20 protein-coding genes and 1 pseudogene are annotated in these 18221 nt (G+C 39.1%); 6 read left to right on the top strand and 15 right to left on the bottom strand.

Annotation, left to right across the window (positions count from 1 at the left end; genetic code table 11):
* Position 1: 1 nt before the first annotated feature.
* Together AWH02_RS09030 and AWH02_RS09035 are read left to right on the top strand one after the other, a co-directional pair.
* Complete coding sequence (locus AWH02_RS09030; RefSeq protein ID WP_045504806.1) at positions 2 to 448, top strand: MarR family winged helix-turn-helix transcriptional regulator; 447 nt, start codon at positions 2 to 4, stop codon at positions 446 to 448.
* A gap of 84 nt (positions 449 to 532) precedes the next feature.
* Positions 533 to 1081 carry an NADPH-dependent FMN reductase gene (locus tag AWH02_RS09035; RefSeq protein WP_111705923.1) on the top strand — a complete coding sequence of 183 codons (549 nt, stop codon included), beginning with the start codon at positions 533 to 535 and terminating at the stop codon, positions 1079 to 1081.
* A 228-nt stretch (positions 1082 to 1309) separates the two neighbouring features.
* Here AWH02_RS09035 and yaaA read toward each other — a convergent pair whose 3' ends face one another.
* On the bottom strand, positions 1310 to 2038 hold the full coding sequence (gene yaaA, locus AWH02_RS09040) for a peroxide stress protein YaaA (RefSeq protein ID WP_060553504.1): 729 nt from the start codon (positions 2036 to 2038) through the stop codon (positions 1310 to 1312).
* A 120-nt stretch (positions 2039 to 2158) separates the two neighbouring features.
* Here yaaA and AWH02_RS09045 point away from each other — a divergent pair, with 120 nt between their 5' ends.
* Together AWH02_RS09045 and trhA are read left to right on the top strand one after the other, a co-directional pair.
* A complete protein-coding gene (locus tag AWH02_RS09045; protein WP_060553503.1) occupies positions 2159 to 2623 on the top strand; it encodes a DUF1836 domain-containing protein in 465 nt (154 codons plus the stop codon).
* Positions 2598 to 3245, top strand: coding sequence for a PAQR family membrane homeostasis protein TrhA (gene trhA / locus AWH02_RS09050; protein ID WP_012000697.1), 648 nt, complete (start codon positions 2598 to 2600; stop codon positions 3243 to 3245). Before AWH02_RS09045 ends, trhA begins: the two co-directional genes overlap by 26 nt.
* A 153-nt stretch (positions 3246 to 3398) precedes the next feature.
* On the opposite strand, the gene AWH02_RS09055 is transcribed toward trhA, so the two are convergent.
* Positions 3399 to 3608 carry a hypothetical protein gene (locus tag AWH02_RS09055; RefSeq protein WP_060954925.1) on the bottom strand — a complete coding sequence of 70 codons (210 nt, stop codon included), beginning with the start codon at positions 3606 to 3608 and terminating at the stop codon, positions 3399 to 3401.
* Between the two features lie 86 nt (positions 3609 to 3694).
* Positions 3695 to 4789 (bottom strand): ferrochelatase, encoded by a 1095-nt coding sequence (gene hemH / locus AWH02_RS09060; protein WP_060553501.1) that lies wholly within the window; start codon positions 4787 to 4789, stop codon positions 3695 to 3697.
* A gap of 142 nt (positions 4790 to 4931) precedes the next feature.
* Between hemH and pepT the strand changes: the two genes are divergently transcribed.
* Positions 4932 to 6158 (top strand): peptidase T, encoded by a 1227-nt coding sequence (gene pepT, locus AWH02_RS09065; RefSeq protein WP_060553500.1) that lies wholly within the window; start codon positions 4932 to 4934, stop codon positions 6156 to 6158.
* A 147-nt stretch (positions 6159 to 6305) separates the two neighbouring features.
* Here pepT and AWH02_RS09070 read toward each other — a convergent pair whose 3' ends face one another.
* From AWH02_RS09070 to rimM, 4 genes are all read right to left on the bottom strand, one after another.
* Positions 6306 to 9650 (bottom strand): pneumococcal-type histidine triad protein, encoded by a 3345-nt coding sequence (locus AWH02_RS09070; protein WP_060553499.1) that lies wholly within the window; start codon positions 9648 to 9650, stop codon positions 6306 to 6308.
* Between the two features lie 8 nt (positions 9651 to 9658).
* Positions 9659 to 10591 (bottom strand): metal ABC transporter solute-binding protein, Zn/Mn family, encoded by a 933-nt coding sequence (locus tag AWH02_RS09075; protein WP_060553498.1) that lies wholly within the window; start codon positions 10589 to 10591, stop codon positions 9659 to 9661.
* A gap of 324 nt (positions 10592 to 10915) precedes the next feature.
* Complete coding sequence (gene trmD, locus AWH02_RS09080; RefSeq protein ID WP_045635248.1) at positions 10916 to 11647, bottom strand: tRNA (guanosine(37)-N1)-methyltransferase TrmD; 732 nt, start codon at positions 11645 to 11647, stop codon at positions 10916 to 10918.
* Positions 11637 to 12155 (bottom strand): ribosome maturation factor RimM, encoded by a 519-nt coding sequence (gene rimM, locus AWH02_RS09085; RefSeq protein WP_060553497.1) that lies wholly within the window; start codon positions 12153 to 12155, stop codon positions 11637 to 11639. Before rimM ends, trmD begins: the two co-directional genes overlap by 11 nt.
* A 146-nt stretch (positions 12156 to 12301) precedes the next feature.
* Between rimM and AWH02_RS09090 the strand changes: the two genes are divergently transcribed.
* A complete protein-coding gene (locus AWH02_RS09090; RefSeq protein ID WP_060553496.1) occupies positions 12302 to 12922 on the top strand; it encodes a VOC family protein in 621 nt (206 codons plus the stop codon).
* Here the strand turns inward: AWH02_RS09090 and AWH02_RS09095 are convergent.
* From AWH02_RS09095 to AWH02_RS09130, 8 genes and pseudogenes are all read right to left on the bottom strand, one after another.
* A pseudogene (locus tag AWH02_RS09095) lies at positions 12915 to 13726 on the bottom strand (alpha/beta fold hydrolase). The gene AWH02_RS09090 and the pseudogene AWH02_RS09095 overlap by 8 nt on opposite strands.
* A 15-nt stretch (positions 13727 to 13741) precedes the next feature.
* Positions 13742 to 14290, bottom strand: a complete 549-nt coding sequence (locus AWH02_RS09100; RefSeq protein WP_060553495.1) for a putative immunity protein — start codon at positions 14288 to 14290, stop codon at positions 13742 to 13744.
* A 111-nt stretch (positions 14291 to 14401) separates the two neighbouring features.
* On the bottom strand, positions 14402 to 14641 hold the full coding sequence (locus tag AWH02_RS09105; RefSeq protein WP_008809259.1) for a KH domain-containing protein: 240 nt from the start codon (positions 14639 to 14641) through the stop codon (positions 14402 to 14404).
* Positions 14642 to 14659: 18 nt separating this feature from the next.
* Entirely contained in the window at positions 14660 to 14932 is a 273-nt protein-coding gene (gene rpsP, locus AWH02_RS09110) for a 30S ribosomal protein S16 (RefSeq protein WP_008809260.1), read from the bottom strand.
* A gap of 123 nt (positions 14933 to 15055) precedes the next feature.
* On the bottom strand, positions 15056 to 15745 hold the full coding sequence (locus AWH02_RS09115; RefSeq protein WP_060553494.1) for a hypothetical protein: 690 nt from the start codon (positions 15743 to 15745) through the stop codon (positions 15056 to 15058).
* A gap of 106 nt (positions 15746 to 15851) precedes the next feature.
* Positions 15852 to 16808: a CPBP family intramembrane glutamic endopeptidase gene (locus tag AWH02_RS09120; protein WP_060553493.1), complete on the bottom strand. Its 957-nt coding sequence runs from the start codon at positions 16806 to 16808 to the stop codon at positions 15852 to 15854.
* Positions 16809 to 16831: 23 nt separating this feature from the next.
* Complete coding sequence (locus AWH02_RS09125; RefSeq protein WP_060553492.1) at positions 16832 to 17452, bottom strand: TIGR01906 family membrane protein; 621 nt, start codon at positions 17450 to 17452, stop codon at positions 16832 to 16834.
* Positions 17445 to 18215, bottom strand: a complete 771-nt coding sequence (locus AWH02_RS09130; RefSeq protein ID WP_060553491.1) for a TIGR01457 family HAD-type hydrolase — start codon at positions 18213 to 18215, stop codon at positions 17445 to 17447. Before AWH02_RS09130 ends, AWH02_RS09125 begins: the two co-directional genes overlap by 8 nt.
* Positions 18216 to 18221 lie beyond the last annotated feature (6 nt).

Here is an 18221-nt window from a genome sequence, read left to right on the forward strand (position 1 = left end):
TATGAGAACACTAGAAGAATTATTAGAAGAAAATAAACTAGACCTTAAAACTATGATTGTTTTTAGGAAAGCTGAGCGGACCATACGCTCCATTGAACAAAGAGTCATCAAAGAAAATAAGCTAACACCTACTCAGTTTTCTGTTCTGGAAACTCTCTATAGTAAGGGAAGAATGCGAATCCAGGATTTGATAGACCATATGCTTGCGACTTCTGGAAATATGACTGTCGTCATCAAAAATATGGTTCGTGACGGCTTGATTTCTCGGACTAGCGATCCAAATGATCGCCGTTCTTATCTGATTGAGTTGAGCCAAAAAGGTCAAGACTTAATCGAAGAAATTTTCCCTCAACATATCCTGTGTGTAAAAGAAGCGCTAGAAATTTTATCAGACGAAGACAAAGAGACTCTCATTGCTATTTTAAAAAAATATAAGAATCTAAGCTAAATAATTGCTAATTAGTAATATTTGTTGTAACATAATCGGTAACAAGAGGTCTATCCCTCTTTGATTAAAAAATATGGAGGACTCATAATGTCTAAAGTACTATTTATCGTTGGATCCCTTCGTCAAGGTTCTTTTAACAACCAACTGGCACAAGAAGCTGAAAAAGCTTTAGCTGGTAAAGCTGACGTGTCTTACCTCGATTGGTCTCAAGTTCCAATCTTTAGCCAAGATTTGGAACAGTCAACCCCTTCAGCTGTTGCTAAGGTCCGTGAAGAAGTCCAAGCTGCAGACGCTATCTGGATTTTCTCACCAGTTTACAACTTCTCTATTCCTGGTTCAGTGAAAAACCTGTTAGACTGGCTCTCTCGTTCACTTGATCTTTCTGATCCTCGTGGCGCTTCTGCTATTAACGAGAAGATTGTGACTGTCTCTTCAGTTGCGAATGCAGGACAAGAACCAATGTTTGCTATCTATAAAGACTTACTACCATTTATTCGGACAACTGCTGTGGGAGAATTCACCTCAGCTCAAGTCAATGATTCTGCTTGGGTAGACGGTAAATTTATTGCTAGCTCAGAAACTCTTGCGGGACTAAAAGCCCAAGCAGATGCACTTCTTGCAGCTATCGATTAAATCCAAAAACAACCAATAAGACACTAACCCCTCGCAAAATATTGCGAGGGGTTTTAGAATGCACTTCTGACACAGACATATCGACCGTATTCATCATACAAGGTCCGATACGTCTCTTGTTAAATTAGATGTTCAGGGCATTTTAAAGAACTTTCAATAAGCGATTGACTAGTTCTAAAAACGTACTTCAGACCTTCATTAGCTCATAGCTAATAAAGCCTCACTTTTTCAAACCTGCTTAATAAAAACGAGTTCTTGGTCAGTCGATAGATTTTCTTGAAATGCAAAGCCAGCAAAGCTTAATTTCTTGATGTCTTGTATGTTCTGAATTTGGTCTTCTATTAGAGCAGTTAAAAATTGGCCACGCGCCTTTTTGGAGATAGTCGAATGAATTTTCCGTTTTCCATCTTTTTCTTCCATGAATTTGAAGCGAATCATCTTGTCTCTCACCTCTTTAGGAAAGACATCTTCAAACTCACTAGACAAGAGGGAGAGCAGAGTTTCTTGATCTGCAACTGCTTGACCATAGGTTTCTGTCCATAGCTTTTTCAATGATTGTTTTTCGACCTTGAACTTCGTCATAAAGTCCAAACGGTGGGGAGCAATGGGCGCCAAAGCCGGAATCACTCCATACAAGCTAGAGGTAATCAAGAGATTATTTCGGATATACCGTTCTTCTTCCTTGCTCAGATCCTTACGCTTAATGTTTCGGTACATGAGACCGTCAAAAAGATAGAGAGCAGGATAGGTTGGTGCTGTCTCATTTTGAAGTTCCTGAATACGTTGGTATTCTTCTTCTGCTTTCTCTGGCCGAATCTGATATAGCTGGGCTAAGTCAGTCACTGAATACTGACTCAAAGCCTGAATAATTAATTTCGTCTTTTCAGATAAAGTTTTCGGCTCAATCTGAGCGACTTGGGTGTTTAGTTCTTTTGCTGTTGGGATTAAAATTTTCATAGATTTATTATAACAAAACTTGTATTTTCCTGACTATCTTTACGATTTATTCTTGACTAATTATATTTTATATCATATAATCTAGTTATCGATACTAGATTATAGAAAGGTTGATATTTTATGATATCCTTTCCCCTCTGGCAAGAATTACCTGATCTTGATTTATATTTAGACCAGGTCCTATTATACGTTAACTCTGTCAATCAAAAGGCTTTTCCAGGACAGGAAAAAGTCTTAACAGCAGCGATGATTAATAATTATGTCAAGCATGCACACATTCAAAAACCAATCAAGAAGAAATACAATCGCACACAAATTGCTCGGCTAATTATTCTCACAACTCTAAAACCAGTATTTCCTATTCAGGATATTATTGAGACAGTGGAGTATCTAGTGAAAAACCAAGAAAGTTCCGAACTCTTTTACAATCAATTTGTTAGCTATATGAAAGAAGAGACGGATATGGAAATTCATCCACTTGTTTCATCTGCTTGTCAGACAGTCAAACTCTACCATCAAACCAGACAATTATCTCTAGAATTGAAAGGAGCACATCCAAATGAATCTAACCATGAAATTAAGTAAACGTTTGAGTTTTGGCGAGGAAGTGGCAAATGCTGTTACCCATGCAGTAGGTTCTGTCCTTACTCTTATCCTACTCCCCTTATCAGCTATTTATAGCTATGAAGTCCATGGCTTACTATCAGCTATTGGCGTCTCCATTTTTGTCATCAGTCTCTTTCTCATGTTTCTTTCATCAACAATCTACCACTCCATGTCTTATGGCTCAACTCATAAATATATCCTACGTATCATAGATCATAGTATGATTTATATTGCCATTGCGGGTAGCTATACTCCAGTTGTCTTGGCTTTGATGAATAACTGGTTGGGTTATTTGATTATTCTAATCCAGTGGGGTACGACAATCTTTGGTATTCTCTACAAGATATTTGCCAAAAAGGTCAATGAGAAGTTTAGTCTCGCTCTTTATCTTATGATGGGCTGGCTGGTTGTCTTTATTATCCCACCAATTATTAGCCAAACAAGCCCGCTTTTCTGGGGATTGATGCTGGCTGGAGGCCTTTGCTATACCATTGGAGCAGGATTTTATGCCAAGAAAAAACCCTATTTTCATATGATTTGGCATCTCTTTATTCTTGCCGCCTCTGCCTTTCAATACATCGCTATTGTCTTTACCATGTAACCATTTCACGTCTTAAATGATTACTTTAAACTTATATACTAATCATAGTAAAAGCTCTCTGAGAATTTTTCTCAGAGAGCTTTTTAGTCAAATATAGTTAAAAATACAATAAGTTCCAAACTTCTTAACTATCCATATATCACTTCGGTTGAATTATTCTTTATTCTTTTCTTTTTTAAGCTTTTCATTTTTAGGCTTTTCTTTTTTAAAAGCAAAATACAATAATAAGACCGGAAGTAACACATTAGCTGTGAGAGCCCCCATCCTATAAGAAACATCTGAATCAGCAGGTAATGGAGTTACAAAAGCATGATAAACAGCAAAAACTGCTAAAATTAAAAATATAACTCTTTTAAAAGACATATCGACTCCTTCAAAATTTGTATTTTACCTCTTTAAAAGGCTAAAATTCATTATTTAACAATAAATAGAATAACATACATTCATTTTTAATGCTTGATTCTTCCCTTTTTTTCTAGCATTTTCTTAACAAAATAGGGCATTTTTACGTTTTCAATTCCCTTTTTTTCAATTAGTTTTTTTACAAATTCAGGCATCTGAGGCTCATCTATTTCTTTTAATATCTTAGAACTTATCTCAGAAGGAGCCAATTCATCAAAGGTCGTTTCTTCTGGATAAAGATACTGAAATTCATCTCCTTCATGCTTACGAATGGTCGCCACGATTGCAGCAATCAAACGGGGATCTGCATTGGGCATTGGTGGACGATGATAAGCTACACCAAGCTCTTGACACAGTTCTCGACATTCCACATCATTATCAAAAAGAACTTCTATATGCTCACTGATAAAACTAATCGGAACAAAAATATAGTGTTTAGGATGCACTGTCTGATCACGAAGATACTCTAAGACATCTGGTTTGATCCAAGGAAGGCCGATATCACTTTCACTTTGCCAAGTATTAGTATATTCTGAAGAAGATAGTCCCAAGCGTTCTGCAATCATCTGTGCATTGTCAACAATTTGATCAATATAAGGATCTTCAAAATCTAAAGCTAATAGTGGTACACTATGTGCTGAAAAAATAACTTTGAAGCTTTCACCCTTGACTTGTTTATCGATAATCTTCCTAATTTCATCTACCCAAAAGTTTAACAAATCTTCTGAACGGTACCAGTCCTTGATGATATTAAAACGGATTTTCTCACTATGGATGAACTTTTCATATCCCATAACCGAGTAAAAAGAATAATGTGGTTCCAAAATCAGACAGATACATTCTTCAATGCCATCCAACTCCATTTGACGAATAAGGTCTGGAATGAAGGGGGATGAGAATTTATTTGCAAAATATACTGCATATTCGTTTGATAAAACTTGTCCGACCAGCTCGACTTCTTCTCTCGTAATTTCCTGTAAAGGACTTCCACCAATTAACTGATAGTTATCGTAAAGATGCTGAATTTCTTGGTCTTTTGGACGAACACCTCGACGGATATTAGTAAAAAATGCAGCAACGTCTTCAAAAGTATAACCTTCTGGCGAACCAAAGGTCATCATCAAAATAGCTTTTTTAGTCATATTTCCCTCTTTTTCTAAAGCTCTCTGCTATTATAACATGATATCAGTCAAAATAAGTATGACTTTTCTATTCTTTTCTACTTTGTCAGAAACATATCAATATGCTAAAATAGATTTAAATCAAAATGAAAGAAGAGATTTTATGAAATATCCTAATCTTTTAGAGCGTTTCCTGACATATGTCAAGGTCAACACGCGCTCAGACGAGACATCTACTACTACACCCAGTACCCAGAGTCAGGTGGACTTTGCCAAAAATGTCCTCATTCCTGAAATGAAGCGGGTTGGCTTGGAAAATGTCTACTACCTGCCCAACGGCTTTGCGATTGGAACTCTGCCTGCCAACGACCCCAGCTTTACCCGCAAGATTGGCTTTATTTCCCACATGGATACGGCGGACTTCAACGCAGAAAACATCCAGCCACAGGTCATTGAGAATTATGATGGCGGAGTGATTCCGCTGGGGCAATCTGGCTTCAACTTAGATCCTGCGGACTTTGCCAGCCTCCATAAATACAAGGGCCAAACCTTAATTACTACTGACGGAACCACCCTTTTGGGAGCAGATGATAAGTCTGGTATTGCTGAAATCATGACTGCTATCGAATACCTGTCTGCCCATCCAGAAATCAAGCATGGAGAAATCCGAGTGGGATTTGGCCCAGACGAAGAAATCGGCGTCGGAGCTGATAAGTTTGACGCTGAAGACTTCGATGTGGACTTTGCCTACACAGTGGACGGCGGACCACTAGGCGAGCTCCAGTACGAAACCTTTAGCGCTGCTGGAGCTGAACTGACCTTCCAAGGCCGCAATGTCCATCCAGGAACTGCCAAAGACCAAATGATCAATGCTCTCCAGCTGGCTATTGACTTCCACAACCAGCTACCAGAAGCTGATCGACCAGAGAAGACTGAGGGCTACCAAGGCTTCTACCACCTGATGAATCTGACTGGTGCAGTCGAAGAAGCCCAAGCAAGCTACATTATCCGTGACTTTGAGACAGATGCGTTTGAAAATCGCAAAGCTACTTTGCAGGCCATTGCTGATAAGATGAACCAAGAGCTGGGCAGCGAGCGTATCAACTTGACCCTCAAAGACCAGTATTATAATATGAAGCAGGTCATTGAAAAAGACATGACCCCTATCATTATCGCTAAGGCGGTTATGGAAAGTCTTGACATCCAGCCTATTATCGAGCCTATCCGTGGCGGAACTGACGGCTCAAAAATTTCCTTTATGGGCATCCCGACACCGAACCTCTTTGCCGGCGGTGAGAACATGCACGGACGCTTTGAGTATGTCAGCCTAGAAACCATGGAACGCGCTGTCGATACCATTATCGGTATCGTCTCTTATCAAGAAAAATAAACCTCTCTTGAACATAAAAAAACGAACAAGCTNNAGCTTGTTCGTTTTTTTATTCTTCTAATTTGATTAGGCTTTTATGAATGAGATTTCGTCTGATAAATCCTAGGTAATCTTATTAAAATTTTCACAGAATAAATCTTTTCTTTATTAGTTGCTTACTTCATTTGTCGTGGATGCCTGTTCAGAAGACTGAGCTGGCTCTTCTTGAGTAGCCTCGCTTCCTTGATCTTTTAGCTCTGAAGCAGGACTAACCGCTTCTATTGGACTGGAACTTTCACTTGATGGACCAGCAGAATCATTAGGCTCACTAGATGCCTGATTGGATGAACTATCGGTTGGAGTTTCCGTAGGTTTTGCAGTCTCAGATTCTTTTTCCTCTGATTTAGCTGTATCAGAAACTGGTTTTTCTACCTTCCCTTGATTTTGAAGCCCTTCAACAAACGATTGAACTTCGGCAAGCAACTCTTCTTTATTGACTTTGCTATCTGCAAGCTTATCAAATAAAGTATCTACTTTAGTAAATAATTCATCTGACGCATTTTGCTCTTCAAGTAGCTTATGGGCCGCCATCAGTAAAGCATAAATTTTCTTATACAGTTCTTGATCTTTTGGATTTGTTTCTTCTTGCTGATTTTTAATAGTATCAACCATTTGAGATAAGAGTAACTTAAGCTCTTCCAAGATGGTCTCCCGATCTTTACGTCCTTCTTTAAGATCAGCTTGAAGAGCCAATAATTGATTCTTGTAGTTTTCTTGACTAGTAGAATCTTTAACCTTATCTAAAAGTGTTTGTCCTTGCAGGAAGAGTGCTTGGAAGGTTGCATCAGGAATTTCTACTTTTGGCTGTGGCGCAAATTCACCATAAAGTTCTTTTAAGAAACCGTAAATGGCTGTTTTGTAGTTCTGATCATCCGTTTTTTCGGTATCTAGAATAGTTTTATCTTTAGCTCGACTTGCCTCTCCACTAGCAAGAGCCTTATCAACTTCTAGTTTGGTTTGATAGAGATCCAAGAATAAAGCTTTCAAATCCACAGCCTCGATAAAGGCTTGCGACTTATAAAGTTTCATAGCTAAATCGGCAACTTTTTTACGTAGTTCCGGTTGCAGGCGAGCATCATCTACAGCAAGGTAGAAGGTCTTAAGATATTCGACAGAGGTCATACCTGTCCGGTCTTGATAATCTTGAAGACTGGTCAGAAGCTGATCAATTTCTTTCATCTTATCTTCATTTTTTGCAACCTTTGCCATTTGCAAGTCGCTTAGTAAGGAAGCTTTATTAACATTGTAGCTATCTGTTTCCAAGCGTTTGATCTTATCAACTAATTCCTGATACTTCTTATCTACTTCTGTCAGTTGCTCAGTCTGGGCATTTTTATCCACATGGATATAATGCTTATCAAACTGCTCTAAACTTGCTAAATAACCAGCCGTTGAGTTGCTCGGTAACTGCTTCATGGTTTCTACAAAATTCCCTAAAGCAAGCTCAATTCGACGTTGCATCAAGAGATCATTTTCGTAGATTGTTCGACTAGCAGCTAGCAGTGAGTCTACTTTCTCTAAAACTGCCTTTTCACTATAAGCTCCGGCCTGATATGCTGATTGTAAAGCAGGCAATTTATTCTTCAAGCCTAAGTTAACCCCTTTAGATTGAACTCGGATGTAATGATTGTGATCTCCATGAGGAATGACAAACTGACCGTTTTCGACTTGAATGCTGTATGGTGACAAACCTGAACGAAGAGCCGTTGTGTAGAGTTCGTTTAAGAAGTCTAACTCAGGATTTCCAGTTTCTAAAGGAATACGGACATGTTCTTTTCTAACAGCATATGGATGGATATGGGTTGGATCATAAGCTTGATCCGGATTATTAAAGACGAAGAAACCTTTAGAAATCTTAATGGCTTCACGAGGAACTCCATATGTTTTAGAGATATAGGCCATCTTTTCTTCATCGCTCGCATCACGAGAAAAACGATCATAATCAGAGTTCTCTTGACTTGCTTGCGCTGAATGTTGATGCTTTGTCAACTGTGCTTCAGCTGCAGCAATCTGATCTGCTGTCAAATCCTTTTTAAAGAAGTAATGCGCATGACCACCATGTTGAACAACGTATCCTTCCTCATCTTTTGAGATGACATTTTCAGCATGGAAACCGTGGTCATCTTTTTCAACTGGTTTTGTTGATTCACTTGGTTTAGAAGGCTGAGTAGGTGTACTTGTAGCTGACTTAGGGTAAGTCTTTTGACCAGCTATTGGAATATTTCTTGCAATCTCTTCTTCTAGAGATGACAAGCTACTATATGGGATAAAGTGATAATGGTTCCCGTGAGGAATAGCCACTCCCTCAGCTGTCCTATGGGCAATTTTTGCAGGATCAAAAATCAATCCATCTTTTTCAGCATAACGTTTTTCTTTCGGCATGCCGTAAAGCTTCTGCAATTCATCCTGATAGTTTTTGCTAACCTCAGTTCCTTGACCACTCGGTTTAGTGACTAATCCTACTCCTCCAGTTTGATTGGGCTTGGAAGGCTGACTTGGAACAGGAGCTGGATCATGATTTGCTTGATGATTAGAATTTGCTATATGGCCAGTGTTCTGGTCTTGAGAAGGATTGTTTGCAAGATTCGAATTTTCTTCTCCAGATGGTTTATCAGTCGAAGAAGCCTGTTGATTTCTGCCTTGCAAATAGTTCCAATAAGCTTGAGCAGCAGCTAATTCACCAGCTGATAAGTCTCCCTTTGGAATATAATGAATGTGACCAGCATGAGGAACCAAATAACCATCACCTGTGTCCGATATAATGTCAGAAGGACTAAAAACATAACCATCGTCCGTCGTATAAGCGCCTCCCCTATTCTGTGATGCAGTATTCACAGGTGAAGTACTTCTTTTCCCAGCAGCAAACGAAGCACTTGGACGACTAAAGTCCTGCGTCTTTCTGGATTGATTTTGACTTGATTTACCATCCGTTTCGACTCCAGCTTCGTCTTCCTTACCAGGATGAAGCTGACGTTGTCGAGCAATTTCATCGACTGACCGAACATTAGTTGTTTCTTTAGCATTCGTCAAGTATAGATAATACTTCCCAGCTACTTTAATAATATAACCGTCTTTTACCTGATTGACTATATCAGCTTCTTGCAACTGATAATTGGGATCACGCATAATCAATTCTTCACTAAGAATCGCATCAAATGGGACTTTCCCGTTATAGTAATGATAGTGATCACCGTGAGAAGTAACATAGCCCTCTGCAGTGATTTTAACGACAATCTGCTCTGCTGCAATACCTTCTTTAGCACTAACCTGGTCAGGTTTTAGGTTTTCAGCCTTTCTGGCTTTGCTATTTTGTTTACTATTTGCTTTTTTCTCTACATAAGCGACCTTATTTTTTGATTCTGTCTGTTCTGATTGATGTTGCATAATAGCATATCCACATATTGTTAGAGTCGCTAAGGCCGCAACTGAACCAATGATATATTTCTTTTTCATTCTAAACCTCAATTTTTTAATTCTTTAGCTAATATTTTAAAGTTATCTTCCAAATTCTCCAGATAGGACTTATCGTTTTCAGGGTCGGCTTCCAAAGGATTTAATACCTTAAGATTGACACCTGTCGCCTTCTTGAGGGTTTCTGCCAATTTAGAAGAAGCATTGCTTTCTACAAAAATGGTCTTGACTTGATAAGTCTTAATAAAATCCTGAATTTCAGTTAATTGTCTTGGACTGGGCTCTTGGTCAGGAGAAATACCAGAAATCCCAAGCTGCTTCAAACCAAAACGCTTGGCCAGATAAGAAAAGGCTGTGTGTTGCGTAACAAAAGTCTTATTCTTAATTCCATTAAAAACTCCTTGATACTTATTACTAAGTTCTTTAGCCTTTTCAGCAAACTTCAAGGCATTTTTCTCATATTTTGTAGCATTCTTACTGTCTAACTTAGATAAGTGTCGAGCAATTAATTGTGCCTCTTCAGCTACTTTGTCAGGATCTAACCAAGTATGAGGATCATAAAGAGTCTTTTCATCAATTCCCTTATCAGCAGAAACATCTTCTAGGCCAGCTACCTTTTCTAACTGCATACCTTCACTAGCTTCAACCACTTGAACCTTAGACTTTTCAAGACTTGGATCCAGACTACCCGCCCAAGATTCTAAAGTTCTTGAATGGTAAACAAAAATATCGGCATCATAAATAGCTGCCACATCACTGGCAGATGGTTCGAATTCATGAATCCCAGAACTTGATTGGATCATTCGGACATCATTCAAGTCACCCGAGACTTCCTTCACCATAGAATAGATAGGATAAAAACTTGTAACAATTTTGAGCCCCTTATGACTCTGAGGTGGACTCGATTCCTTTTTTGTGCAAGCTACAAGTGAGACCCCTACTATCACAAGAGCTATTAAACGAAGTATTCTTTTAATTTTCATAAAACTCCTTAACCAGTTCAATAATTAGTCAAATGAACAGCTATTTCTAAAACACTAAAACATGTCTTAAAAACAGCTTTTTCCATTTTTTTCTTAACCAGTTTATTAACCAGTTAACATATTACGCTTTTTGGGCTATCCTGTCAAGTATTTTTTTCATATTTTTAAAGATATTCGTCTTTTCTCAGAAACCTTATGACAACAAAAAAGCCACCAATGGTGACTTTTGGGGAGATTATTATGAAAAAGATTAGGATACTATCAAATAAAATTAGGAGTTTTTATTTGATGGTTACAGTATAGAACAGGCGTCTTAAACTATTCTTAAAAATTTTCTCTTTCTAAAGATTCTTTTATTTGATCCAAAAATGCTGTTTCTTCTTCTGTGAAATCATAATCTTCCAAGAGATCAGGCCGTCTTAAATAGGTCTTTTTCAGACTTTCATAGAGACGCCACTTGCGGATGTTTTCATGATGGCCGCTCATGAGGACTTCCGGAACGACCATACCCCGATATTCATAGGGTCGAGTGTACTGAGGATACTCTAAGAGGCCAGACGAAAAACTGTCATCTGTATGACTGGCTTCCTTACCAATAACCTCTGGAATCAGGCGAACTGTAGCGTCAATCATGGTCATAGCTGCTAACTCTCCTCCAGTAAGGACATAATCACCAAGTGAAATCTCATCAGTCACTAAAGTCTTGATCCGCTCATCATAGCCTTCGTAATGGCCACAAATGAAGATGAGTTCCTCTTCCTTAGCCAGCTCCTCAGCATAGGCTTGGTCAAAAGTCCGACCAGCAGGATCCAGCAAAATCACACGCGGCTGCTTCTTTTCAATGGCATCATAGGCATCAAAAATAGGCTGGGCCCGAAGCAACATCCCTTGACCACCACCGTATGGCTCATCGTCCACATGACGAGACTTCTCTGCCTTTTCTCGGAAATTGTGGTAATTGATTTCTAAGAGTCCTTTTTCCCGCGCTTTACCTACAATTGAGTGCTCTAAAGGAGCAAACATCTCCGGAAAGAGGGTCAAAATATCAATTTTCATCGTCCAATCCTTCCGGTATCTCTACGTCAACCCGACCTTGCTCAATGTCAATGCCCAGAACCACTGGCGGAATGTAAGGTAACAGCAAATCACGCTTGCCCTTGCGTTTGACAACCCAGACATCATTGGCTCCTGGTTGCAGAATTTCCTTAATCGTACCAAGAAGAAGGTCATTTTCATAAACTTCAAGTCCGATGATTTCGTGGTAGTAAAATTCACCATCTTCTAAGTCCGTCAAATCCTCTTCAGCCACTTTCAGACTAAAATCACGGTATTTCTCAATGTCATTGATATGATACATGCCCTTAAACTTGATAATATCAAAGTTCTTAACCTTGCGATGGCTGGCAATCTCCACATCCATGACAAACTGATCCTTCTTGTCAAACAGGGCTAATCTATTGCCTTTTTTAAAACGTTCTTCTGCAAAATCGGTCACTGACAAAACCCGCATCTCACCTTGTAGACCTTGGGTATTGACAATTTTTCCAACATTAAAATAATTCATCTCGACTCCAACATATTATACTCTGCCTAGTATTTTATCATGATATAGGGGAATGTACAAGGGAGATAATCTTCTCTCAGAACTTGTCATTCCTAAAAATCTATGCTAAGGTAATGGAAAAAATATAAGAGGGAGGATCTGCTAAAATGAGAAGTGGGCATCTTATTTACAAGGTTAAAAATTTGCAAGGAGCAGTCAAGGAATGGGAAGCAAAGGGATTTGTCGTTGAATACGGCAGAAAGAAAAAGCCCAACAATGCCTTGATATACTTTAGTCAAGGCCCCTATATTGAGCTACTGGAAAATACGGGCATTCCTGTAATAGCCAAAATCATAGCTAAACTATTTGGCAGACCTAAAAATCTGGAGCGCTTTTTCTACTGGGATGAGTGTGAGGAAGGCTGGCAGGGACTTTGTATTGAAAAAGATTCTGGCGACTTGGATGAGGAGGTTAAATTTCTTGCTAAGATAGGCATCAAGGGCTTGCTTCTCAACAACCTCAAACGGATAGATACTAAAAATCGCGAGCTAAGATACCGCTGCTTCTTTCCACATGGAACAAGCTTTCCTTTTCTTATGACTTATTTCAATATTGACCCCAAACCTCAAAACTTCACCCACCCAAATGGCATCAAGGGGATTAAGAAGATTGTTTTTAAGATTGCCCCAGCTCAGGCTAAGATACTAAAAGAGCTGGTTCAGGACCAGACTCTTGAGATTCTTGAAGACGAAAATGAAAATGGCATCGTAGAGGTTATTTTCAATTGACAGGATTAGAGGTATCGGCGCTATCTTCAAAAACCCGCTCAGCAAAGTCCTCCACCAAAGCATTAAATTTAGCTGGTTGGCATAGATTTGACGGATCAAAAGAATCAGCAATGACAAGATCCTGAGCAAGCCTCAGATGTTCTTTAGTTGTTTTCATCATTTGGCTAATTTCCCTGAAAAATCTCCCGCCAACAAAAGTGTAGGAATCTTGCACTTATCCAAGGCAGTACGATAATCAATGGCTTCAATTGCCCTGCGCTGCAAAACAGACTCGTCAGGTCGCATCCGGTCAAATAAGTCAACAAAATAAGAGCGAGCTAAAGGCCATCGTTTATAAATCGGGAAGGTTGATAGCTTCATAAACCATGAGTATTTCACCAAAGGAGCCGTAAGTTGAGCCAGTCTATTCATCATTGGTGACAAATCTGTCGCACAAAAAGTATCGCACAAGAAAGCTCCCTTAAAGATTTCCGGATTTTGTGTCATGAGATGCATGGTTAAGATACCGCCATAGGAAGTCCCTCCGATAATGGCTTGGCGGATGCCTTCTTTTTCCAAAATCGCCAGCACATCTGCTGCCTGGATATCTAGAACCTGGTCCACCTGACAAGTCAGCTGGCTTGATTGCCCATTTCCTCGTAAATCAGGCGCAATAACCTGATAGCGATCCTTAAAAAAATCTATTTGAGGCTGAAACATGCCCGAGTCAGCACTCAGACCATGCAGGAGGACGAGCGTTTCTTCATGACCTCGCCCTTCTATGCGATAGTATACCCTACCATCAGTTCTTTCAATATGATCCATCCCATTACCTCCATTCTAGATTTCATTTATACATTTCTGCCACTTTGTAGCTAAGCCTATCTGCTTTTCTCTTTCTTTTCTAACTGCTTCTGTATCATCTGGACTCTGCAGATTCAGAACTTTGACAGCATAATCCGCTGAGACAATGGCATGCCCTCGCATATGGGCTGTTGCAACCGCTTGGGCAAAGACACGCGCGGCATACTTACTGACTTGTGATTTGGCTTGCTGCGACAGCTGCTGAGCCAAGAATCCAGCCTTCCTTAATTCATAGGCAGAAACTTTTCCTGCAAGGCGCGCTTCAAACACTTCCTGAACTTGAGTCAAGATTTGCTGTTTTTCAAGATCGTCACCAATATCTATCATAGCTATAAAGCGAGTGGCATGTTCCATTGCCCATTGGGCAAGCTGCTTCTGAGGAAGCTGAACCAAGATTTGCTCCAGTTCCAATCTTTTTTGACCGTCATCAAGAATCTTTAGCTTGTACGGACTAGGTAGACTCACTTGTCCATTCTCATAAATTTCTCTTTCATGGGTATTCCAAACATAATCTTCTGGCTTCATCCCTCACTCCTATTACTAAGCATCTGTTTGGCAGACCATCCTATAGATTACATACTTGCTCATTTTTAATAAATAGAAAACAGCAGGACACAAGTGTCCCACTGTCTCATTTTATTTTTCGTCAATTACGATTCGTACTTTTTTATCTTCGGTTGGGACAGAGTAGACAATCGTTCTTATGGCAGAGATAGTACGACCTTTACGACCGATAACACGTCCAACGTCAGTTTGATCAAGATCGAGATGATATTCCATAAACTCTGGAGTATCTTCGATTCGGATAGTTAAGGCATCTGGTTGTGAAATCAAAGGTTTCACTATTGCAATAATTAGATTTTCAATCGTGTCCATAATCAACCTACAATTCTATTATTTAGAGTATTTTGAATCGTGGAATTTCTTCAATACACCTTCTTTTGAAAGGATGTTGCGAACTGTATCAGATGGTTGCGCACCATTTTCCAACCATGCAAGTACACGGTCTTCTTTCAAAGTCACTTGGTTTTCAGCAACAAGTGGGTTGTAAGTTCCAACTGTTTCGATGAAACGTCCATCACGTGGTGAACGTGAATCTGCTACGTTGATACGGTAGTAAGGTTTCTTTTTAGAACCCATACGAGTCAAACGGATTTTAACTGCCATTTTTAAATTTCTCTTTTCTGTTTTATATTTTAGTAAATAACAAAGCTATTTACTGACAGATATTATCTTACCATAGTTTTATGAAGGTGTCAAGAAAAAAACTTGACAGGATTGATTTTTGTTTCACTGGGAAACTGCAACATTCTTTTCGGTTGTCTGAGTTAATAACCCAGCTTGATCCATTTCACGAATCAATTGTTTTATTTGAGATTCTTTACCGGGTTTTACAGTGATCGTATCGATGTGCCTTATGGCTGAATTATCCTGAATATCAACCAAGGTTAAAGCCTTCTCATAATATTCAATCCCTTTTTTTAGTCTTTCCTGATTGTTCCATTGTAGAATTGAGTAATTTACAGACTGATCTTTCCCAATCTCTTTATAGTAGTCCCTACCTTTTTCTTCTAAAAACTGATATAAACCAGTATTTAATAAATTTTCCCCGACCTCAGCATAAGAAATATCCTCTAGCTGTACAACATATACCTCAATTCGGTTGTTTGTTCGTTTGGGACTTTCTTTTAGTACAGGGTGACGCTGAATCATTTCTTCTGAAAAATGAACAGTAAATGTAAGTCCTCCACCTTCATAATGATAGCTTCCATCAGATTCGACTTTTTCTGGCTTCAAACCTAGAGAAGTAAAAATTTTTTCGATTTTTGTATTACCTTCCCTTATATCGCTAGGGGATGCCTTAAAAAGATTAAAAGTTAAGGGATTAAAAGTTGAAAAAAGTATCAAAAGTCCAATAGTTAGAAAAACCGCAAAAGCAATCAAAATTGCTTTTAGGAGTTCAGCTACTTTATCATTCATTTTTTACTCCTTTGAATCTACGATGAACCTCCAACTCGCTCCTATGCAAGAACTCAGACCGTAAAATTGTCAAGATTTGGATTTCCCAGAAGGTCTTCTCAGACTATTAAAGAAATAGCATATATATTGCATTTCCAATCATGAAAATCGTAAAGAGCCAAAACCAGACAGACATAAAAGCTGAACGAAAGCTTCCTCTCTCAGGTTTATTTGTCTTGATATAGGCAGAAATCTCTTTACGAAGACTGTAAAGGAAATAAAGGGCTAGACCACTTCCACCATAGAGTAAGATAACGTGCACAAGTCCAACTAAAACTCCCGGTAAGTGGCTATAAAGCAATGCTAAGCCATCTCCAAGGACAAGATTGTTGAAAATGTGAAGTCCTATAGCCCAGAATACAGAATATTCTAGAGTGACGTAAGAGAAAATGAAACCAACAAAGGTAGCGAAAATGATCTGAGGTAAATTGCCATGAAAAATTCCAAATAAAAGGGAAGAGAAACTGATGGCAAATACTTTTCCATATTTTTCAAAAGTCCTTAGTCCAGCAACTCGGAAAATCAACTCTTCTGATATAGGACCGACAATAGCACTGTATAAAAACATCGTCCAGGTTGTCGAATCTGCAGAAGCAGCCTCAACTGAAGACATTAATGAGAGGCCAAAAATATTCAAAAAGGATTCAAATACCTGACTAAACAAGTTAAAAAATGTCTGGGCAAGTAAAAGCAAGCTAGTCAGAATAAGAAATGCTTTGGATGTCATTGATCTTTTTTTATATTTAAGATCAGTGCTAAAAAGTTGCTTCTTACGATATAACCAGAAAATCAAGAGGCCAACTGGTACCGCACAAAGATACATACCCCCATCATTTGCTAGAAATTGTGATGCAGCTTCCTTTGCAGCTTGCAAATCTCCCCCTCTATGCTGATAAATAAAAATCATCAGGGTAACAATTGAATAAACAGTCACGACTGCCGACATAGCTAAAGTATACAAGAGACACAAGCCTGAAAAACGAGCAACATCCTTGCGGATTTCTTGATTAGTTTTACTTGTCATAAATATTTCCTTAATTAAGTTAGTCATTTAACCTTTCTGCTCAGGAAATACAAGGTCGAAAAAATTCCCTCATACAGCAAAGCAAAAAGAATAAAAGCGTGCATGAAAAATTCTTCAGGTAGAATCCAAATGACTGGATCCTTGGCTGGATCAAACAACCAGGTGCTATCACCAACAAAAAGAACTTGATGAAAGAGCGTAAAAAAATTGTTAAAACCAATCATGAAGACCAGTCCTGTTAGAACAAGTGGCAAAAGACTAATCATTAGAAAAGCCCGTCTGTAGAGACCTAAAAATCCCTTTTTGACTACTTTTTTGATAAAGAAAAACAAAGCAGGCAGAGTAACTAGAAAAATAGCTTGCGCCAAGTGAAAAAGATACTTGACTGCCTGAAAATGATGCAGACCTGCTGCCGACGAACGGAAATCCGGCATCGCCAATTTTTGACTAAAAGGATTGGTCAGGTAATTCATCAAAATATTAAAATTATACTGAATGGTCTCTGATTTTAAATATACTTTATCTGGCAGGTTGAAATAAGAAATCTCTATTGGGTATAAGAGCCAAGCCAGATAAATGGTTAACATGATAGCTGTTGCCAGCAAGCACAAGACGCTGGCTGAAAATCTTACCTTATCACGCATCGAAGTCCCACTCCGCTAGGCTAGACAAGACATATGTCGGTTGGATCGGCAGATTTGGCACCTCTTCTGGCAGTGTAAATCCTGTTGTAACTAAGAGGGTCGGAATGCCGTTATCGATTCCCGCTCGAATATCTGTCAGATAGTTATCACCCACCATGACCACTTCTTCACGCGCCAGTCCTAGATGCTCTATGGCTTTTTCCATGATAATTGCGTTAGGCTTGCCGATAAAGGTTGGCTCAACCCGAGTAGCGGCTTCCAAGAGGGCATTGATAGCACCCGCTCCTGGCTGCAGTCCTCGCTCAGTCGGAATATTGAGATCAGGATTGGTTCCGATAAAGTGAGCACCCTTTTGAATGGCCAGAGTCGCTATTGTTAGCTTCTCATAGTCCACTTCCCAATCCAACCCCACTACTACATAGTCAGGATTTTCTGTATCTTCTATATAGCCAGCTTCTTCAATGGCATGTTTAAGCCCGACATCTCCGATAACATAGACTTTCTTGCCCAGATTTTTCTCCTGCATATAGTCAATGGTAGCCAGAGTTGCTGTGTAAATGGTATCAAGTGGTGTCTCAATGTTGAAATTCTCAGCTAACATGGTTTGAACCATTTCTGGCGTGCGTGTAGTATTATTGGTCACAAAAAGATAGGGAATTTTGCGTTTCTGCAAGTCATGCACAAAGGCTTCACCAGCCGGAATTCGGCTCTTGCCCTTATAAATCGTACCGTCTAAATCAATCAAATATCCTTTATAAGTCATTTCTAC

The organism is Streptococcus gordonii (genome assembly GCF_001553855.1).
Taxonomy (GTDB): Bacteria; Bacillota; Bacilli; order Lactobacillales; family Streptococcaceae; genus Streptococcus; species Streptococcus gordonii.

Coding starts and splice junctions, on each gene's coding strand:
- AWH02_RS09030 (WP_045504806.1), top strand. CDS start 2: ATGAGAACACTAGAAGAATTATTAGAAGAAAATAAACTAGACCTTAAA.
- yaaA (WP_060553504.1), bottom strand. CDS start 2,038: ATGAAAATTTTAATCCCAACAGCAAAAGAACTAAACACCCAAGTCGCT.
- AWH02_RS09045 (WP_060553503.1), top strand. CDS start 2,159: ATGATATCCTTTCCCCTCTGGCAAGAATTACCTGATCTTGATTTATAT.
- trhA (WP_012000697.1), top strand. CDS start 2,598: ATGAATCTAACCATGAAATTAAGTAAACGTTTGAGTTTTGGCGAGGAA.
- AWH02_RS09055 (WP_060954925.1), bottom strand. CDS start 3,608: ATGTCTTTTAAAAGAGTTATATTTTTAATTTTAGCAGTTTTTGCTGTT.
- hemH (WP_060553501.1), bottom strand. CDS start 4,789: ATGACTAAAAAAGCTATTTTGATGATGACCTTTGGTTCGCCAGAAGGT.
- pepT (WP_060553500.1), top strand. CDS start 4,932: ATGAAATATCCTAATCTTTTAGAGCGTTTCCTGACATATGTCAAGGTC.
- AWH02_RS09070 (WP_060553499.1), bottom strand. CDS start 9,650: ATGAAAAAGAAATATATCATTGGTTCAGTTGCGGCCTTAGCGACTCTA.
- AWH02_RS09075 (WP_060553498.1), bottom strand. CDS start 10,591: ATGAAAATTAAAAGAATACTTCGTTTAATAGCTCTTGTGATAGTAGGG.
- trmD (WP_045635248.1), bottom strand. CDS start 11,647: ATGAAAATTGATATTTTGACCCTCTTTCCGGAGATGTTTGCTCCTTTA.
- rimM (WP_060553497.1), bottom strand. CDS start 12,155: ATGAATTATTTTAATGTTGGAAAAATTGTCAATACCCAAGGTCTACAA.
- AWH02_RS09090 (WP_060553496.1), top strand. CDS start 12,302: ATGAGAAGTGGGCATCTTATTTACAAGGTTAAAAATTTGCAAGGAGCA.
- AWH02_RS09100 (WP_060553495.1), bottom strand. CDS start 14,290: ATGAAGCCAGAAGATTATGTTTGGAATACCCATGAAAGAGAAATTTAT.
- AWH02_RS09105 (WP_008809259.1), bottom strand. CDS start 14,641: ATGGACACGATTGAAAATCTAATTATTGCAATAGTGAAACCTTTGATT.
- rpsP (WP_008809260.1), bottom strand. CDS start 14,932: ATGGCAGTTAAAATCCGTTTGACTCGTATGGGTTCTAAAAAGAAACCT.
- AWH02_RS09115 (WP_060553494.1), bottom strand. CDS start 15,745: ATGAATGATAAAGTAGCTGAACTCCTAAAAGCAATTTTGATTGCTTTT.
- AWH02_RS09120 (WP_060553493.1), bottom strand. CDS start 16,808: ATGACAAGTAAAACTAATCAAGAAATCCGCAAGGATGTTGCTCGTTTT.
- AWH02_RS09125 (WP_060553492.1), bottom strand. CDS start 17,452: ATGCGTGATAAGGTAAGATTTTCAGCCAGCGTCTTGTGCTTGCTGGCA.
- AWH02_RS09130 (WP_060553491.1), bottom strand. CDS start 18,215: ATGACTTATAAAGGATATTTGATTGATTTAGACGGTACGATTTATAAG.